The sequence below is a fragment of the Actinomycetes bacterium genome (assembly GCA_036000965.1).
In the GTDB taxonomy this organism is placed as follows: domain Bacteria; phylum Actinomycetota; class CALGFH01; order CALGFH01; family CALGFH01; genus DASYUT01.
The window spans coordinates 1-3,976 of record DASYUT010000191.1; the positions used below are offsets into that span (position 1 = coordinate 1).

The 3,976-nt window shown below is 69.7% G+C and carries 3 protein-coding genes; 1 reads left to right on the forward strand and 2 read right to left on the reverse strand.

Going from position 1 to position 3,976, the window contains the following annotated elements:
- Window positions 1–208: 208 nt before the first annotated feature.
- Entirely contained in the window at window positions 209–2,770 is a 2,562-nt protein-coding gene (locus tag VG276_17915; protein HEV8651210.1) for a Swt1 family HEPN domain-containing protein, read from the reverse strand.
- A 12-nt stretch (window positions 2,771–2,782) separates the two neighbouring features.
- On the reverse strand, window positions 2,783–3,574 hold the full coding sequence (locus VG276_17920; protein ID HEV8651211.1) for a hypothetical protein: 792 nt from the start codon (window positions 3,572–3,574) through the stop codon (window positions 2,783–2,785).
- A 195-nt stretch (window positions 3,575–3,769) separates the two neighbouring features.
- Between VG276_17920 and VG276_17925 the strand changes: the two genes are divergently transcribed.
- Window positions 3,770–3,976: hypothetical protein (locus VG276_17925; GenBank protein ID HEV8651212.1), on the forward strand; the 207-nt coding region annotated here is incomplete at its 3' end.

Here is a 3,976-nt window from a genome sequence, read left to right on the forward strand (position 1 = left end):
CGCCAGCGGCGGGGTGCCGCCGGTGCCCGGTGGCCGGGGTGGGGCGAGGTGGGCCAGGCGGCGGACCAGCCAGGCGAGCACGGTGGCGGGCAGCGACGAGCGCGGGCAGTATGACGACACGGGACCAGACCTCCGGGCAGGCGTGAGACACCTCGCCTATGGTCTGGTCCCCGTCAACGTCCGGACGCACCGAGCATCACGGACACCCTCATTCGGGTCGTCCTGTCGGCTCCGGCTGGGTGGGTACCAGGACCCACTGGTAGGTCTGGGGCAGGCGCAGGTCCACGGCCTGGTCGGCGTCGGTCCGCTTGGTGGTCGCCTGGCGAGCCTGATTCGGGTCGAGGTTCAACCCGTCGGCGCCGCGCTCCTCGTCGACCGAACGCCAAGCCAGAAACTCAGCCACCCCTCGCTCCAGCTCGTCGAGCCGCCGCTGGTCGGGGGCCAAGAACAGGAGCATGTTGCGGAACTCGCGAGCAGCGTTCCCACGCCGCTCAAGAATCTCGCCGGCCGCGGTTAGTGCCGCCGACTCCGCCGAGCGGGCGACGTGTGGCGTCGCCGGTCCGAGCAGCACCAGGCGGGCCTCTGTCTCGTCCGGCACGTCGCTGCTGGTGGCGGGCGCCACATGCACGCCGGTGAACTCGCCTCGGTCGCGTTCCTCGCGCAAGCGGCGGACGATCTCGGCGTGGATGTCGTCGCGGGCCTCGGTGAGTAGCCGCTCCGCTCGGGTCCGTGCGACCTGAGCGACGCTTGGCTGCACCCCGTACCAGTAGCGGCCCTGGTCGGCATACAGGTAGGTGGCCCGGGCCGAGAGTCGGTTTAGGGCGTCGCCGAAGGTCGCGATCGCCTCGCCGGGCAACACGCAGCCCAGTCGGACCCGGGAGGCCTCGATGCCCTGATGGGGTGAGCGCAGGGTTGCCGCGGAGCCGAGGAACATGGCCCGGGCCACACGGCGGGCTGCTCGGTAGCGGCCGATGTTCGGTACCTCACGGTCCAGTTCGGCCGGGAGCGACCCGGGTCCGTCGATGTCGGCGTCGATGATCGGCTTCCAGCGGTCCTCCAGGTTGCGGGTGAGCTCAGCGGCGACGGCAGCGTCGTCGAGGGGGACGCTGGCGGGCAGGATGAGCGGCGACTGATCGCCCCCAGCCCACAAGGCATGCACGACCGCGGCCATGAGCCGCAGCACCCCCCGGGTGCGCTGGAAGCGCTCGAGGGTCGACCAGTCTTCGTACAGGCGGGCGAACAGCTCGGGATGGATCGGGTAGGCGGCCTTCATCCGGTCGACATAGGCGGCCTCCCGGCACTCGGCGGGGAACTCGGCCGCCTGCCGGCGGTAGAGGTCCCCGAATACCCGCGCGGTGGCATCGCGGTCCCGTAGCTGGGCTGAGTCGACGGGCTTGAAGAGCCGGCGACGGACGATTTCGAAGCTCTCCTCGGCGCTCGCCGGCCGCCATGCCGCCTCCATGCGGCCCACCACGGTGCGCAGCCGGGCCAGTGCCTCCCGTCCGCCGGCACCACCGACCTCCCGGTCGGAGCCGACACCGCCCCCGTCAATCGGCTCCGAGGCGGGCATTGACAGCACCAGCAGCGCCCCCGGTATGGCGCGGGTTGCCTCGGTGAGTGCCTGGGCGAACGAGAAGTGGGTGTCAAACGATCCCCCGGGCAGGTCGTCGGCGGCGTACAGCTGACGCGCGTAGGCGACCCACTCATCGATTAGCACCAGGCACGGACCGTAGGCCGCGAGCAGCTTACGCAGCTCATCGCCCGGGCTGGTCGAGGTGCGGTCCGCCTCCACTACCAGCTCGTAGCCCTCTCGCCCGCCGAGTTGCCAGGCTAGCTCGCCCCACAGCGTCCGGATCTTGATGTCGTCTGGCTTCTGGCTGGGCTGGCCGGGGGCGATCTTGGTGCCGACCAGCACGACCCGCTGCACCGCCGGTAGCGCCCCGACCCCGGTGGCGGCGACCAGGTCCTGCACCTCCTGGGGGAACTCTTTGAGCGGTGTCCCCGACAGCAGGTGGTACAGGGCGATCATCGAGTGCGTCTTGCCGCCGCCGAAGCTGGTCTGCAGGCCCACCACCGGGACTCCGCCCACACCCGCGACCCGCTCCACCGCCTGCGAGAGCAGCCGGCGCAACCCTTCGGTCAGATAGGTGCGACGAAAGAACTCCACCGGGTCGACATACTCAGCCGACCCCTCCTCCAAGTGGACGAGGTACAAGTCAGCGGCGAACTCGGCCAACGCGAAGCGGCCCCGCGCCACGTCATCGTGCGGCTCGATCACCTCCCGCCACGGCTTCAGCCCGGCCGCTGGCTGGGTCACCAGCGCCTCGCCCTTCGGCGCGGCCTTGCGGGCGTCCGCCTCGTACTTGAGCCGCATGAGCTCGTCCTTCGAGCGGCCGACCTCAGTGGCCTCGGTGGCGTCGACGGCGACCAGCAGCCGCTCGATGGAGTCGAGGGCCCGGTAGGTGTCGTCGATGCTGAAGCTGGCGTTGTGGGCCCATCGGTTGCGCACGTCACGCAGCTCGAACACGACGTTGCGGTCGGAGCGCCTTAGCTCCTCCCGGAACGCCAGGTCCCAATGATCAGCCAGCACCTTCAGCTGCGTGGCCGGGTCGTCAAGCGACACCTCGCCTCGCTCTCGCCTGGCGAATTCGGCAAACCAGCGCTCCTTCAGCTGCGAGGCTGCCCGCATGCGCCGATCCACGTATGGCCTCAGCCCAGCAGCCAGCAGCTCAAACGCTCGCCCAACTCGATCCCGGTGGCTCACCGCCATCGCGTGCCCTCCTCACGCCAGCGTCTGCTGGACTGGCACCCCTGGCATGGGCGCCACGCCAGCAAGTCGCGAGATCTCCGGCCAGGAAACCACCAACGAGTTAAACGCCAGCGCCTCCTGAGCCCATTTCTTCCGCTCACACACCACGAACACGCGGTAGGCCAGGTCCCGAGCCGCGTCCCCGAGACCACCGACACTGCGCAGCAACTCGGCAGCGGATCGCTCGCCGCCATCCTCGAGGCGCTTGACCATGTGTTGCGCGACCTCCCAGACCGGCGTGCGACGGTCGGCCGCCGGATTCCAATCAGACCGTAGGTCGTTTCGTCCGAGCAGCCACACCTTGCCTGCCCGCGCCTGGAGGATCCCTGCCTCACGCAGGCCACCGATCGAGGTGTTGGTCGCCGTAGCTAGCACCTCCGCTTGACCGTATGGTGCCTCGTCCAAGCCAAACTGCTCGAACCACTTGATTGCCCAGCGGGTGTCAGCGTCGAACTCGCCCTCCTGCTCGGCCAGCACCTCGTCAAGGACTTGGTTGATCAGGCCAAGCGCGGCGCGGACTCGCATCGGCTCACCACTCGGCTCCACCACCTTGGCGAACCGCGAGAATACCGCCATCCCGGGGCCGATCGCGGCCTGGGCCAGGTCAACCGGGGCGATACTGCCCTGCTGCAGGTCGCGCAGCGCCCCTGGTAACTCGGCCTTCAACGCCCCAAGGAAGCCGCGTGGCAGCAGGACGGCTTCGCCACCGCCGAAGGCTGGGACGAGACGGCCGGCCGCTACTTGGGCCTCACCGTTGGTGAGCATGTCGCCGGCGCGAGCGGCATGACCGTGATCGTGGCGCCCACGGCCGCCGTGCGGCAGCTGGAGGTCGAAGTAGCCGGGCCACCTGGGCCAGCGCCCGGCGGTGGGGAGCCTTCCGGGGGCACCACGCCGGCCGAGCCTCGCACCCCAACCCCGGGGGTGGAGCCGGGTGCCGAAAGGCTCCAGCGGTTCTTCGGAGTGACCTCGCTCGACCCGACCCGGCTGAACCGGGACTTCGGGCAGGTCGCCCAGGAGGTTATCCAGCATTTGACCATCCTGATGGGCACCGATGTCGAGGTCACCGTCGAGATCCGAGCGACCAACAGCGACGGCTTCCCGGACGCCACCGTCCGGACGGTTTCCGAGAACGCCCGCACCCTCCACTTCGCCAGTCACGAGTTCGAA

What these genes read in the sequence shown, in the direction of transcription:
- VG276_17915 (HEV8651210.1), bottom strand. Translation starts at nt 2,770, where the DNA reads ATGGCGGTGAGCCACCGGGATCGAGTTGGGCGAGCGTTTGAGCTGCTG.
- VG276_17920 (HEV8651211.1), bottom strand. Translation starts at nt 3,574, where the DNA reads ATGCTCACCAACGGTGAGGCCCAAGTAGCGGCCGGCCGTCTCGTCCCA.